The 934-nt window shown below is 72.5% G+C and carries 1 pseudogene; it reads right to left on the bottom strand.

Going from position 1 to position 934, the window contains the following annotated elements:
* Positions 1-510: 510 nt before the first annotated feature.
* A pseudogene (locus tag A5659_RS22880) lies at positions 511-934 on the bottom strand (LytR C-terminal domain-containing protein); the annotation flags it as partial.

The following is a 934-nucleotide window of genomic DNA, read 5'->3' as shown; positions in this document are numbered from 1 at the left end:
ACCCCAAGAGCTACTACTACAACGGCACGACCACGACCTACCCGACGCCCGATCAGGGCAAGCCGATCGATGGCGGCGGCGTGCCCTGCGTCAACTAGCCATCACGCTGCGCGGTGATCGCAAGCGCGGCGGAGCCGGGCGCGGCGGGTCGCCGCCATCAGGCTGCGCGGCGATCGCAAGCGCGGCGCAGCCGGGCGCGGCGGGTCGCCGCCATCAGGCTGCGCGGCGATCGCAAGCGCGGCGCAGCCGGGCGCGGCGGGTCGCCGCCATCAGGCTGCGCGGCGATCGCAAGCGCGGCGCAGCCGGGCGCGGCGGGTCGCCGCCATCAGGCTGCGCGGCGATCGCAAGCGCGGCGCAGCCGGGCGCGGCGGGTCGCCGCCATCAGGCATGCGTGCCGCCATCGATGCGGATCTCGGTGCCGGTGATGAACGCGCCGTCGTCGGACACCAGCATGGCGATCACCCCGGCGACGGCCGTGGGCTCGGCCATCCCGGTGCCGCTGGATTCGACGGAGGTGGGCATCGTGAAATTGGTGTCCACGGTCAGGCGGATGTGTCCGGGCTGCACCCTGGGGCTGGGCTGCTTCGGCGCGTCCACGCCGAGCAGGTTGGCCAGGTTGAGCGCATCGGTTTGCGCGCCGGCGCCGTACTCGACCGTCGTGGAGGTCGGGTCGCCGGATTCGCGGTCGCGGACCTGACCCGGGGTGTAGCCCTTCTTTTTCAGCGCGCGGGATACCTCGGTGGCCAGACCGCTCATGCTGCCGACGTTGACCACGTCGACGACCGTGGTGGGATCCGGCTTCACGGCGGTGGTGCTCGGCGCGGTCGTCGTCGTGTCGGCCCCGATCGCCGCCGCCACCTCCGCCTTGATCGCCGCCGGGTCGACGATGTTGACGTCCTGGCCGTCGATGTTGTCGTAACGCACCACCGGCAGC

This window comes from Mycobacterium sp. 1165196.3 (assembly GCF_001673415.1).
Lineage (GTDB): Bacteria > Actinomycetota > Actinomycetes > Mycobacteriales > Mycobacteriaceae > Mycobacterium > Mycobacterium europaeum_A.
The sequence above is the reverse complement of the archived record's forward strand: the minus strand, read 5'-3'. Positions and strand labels throughout refer to the sequence as shown.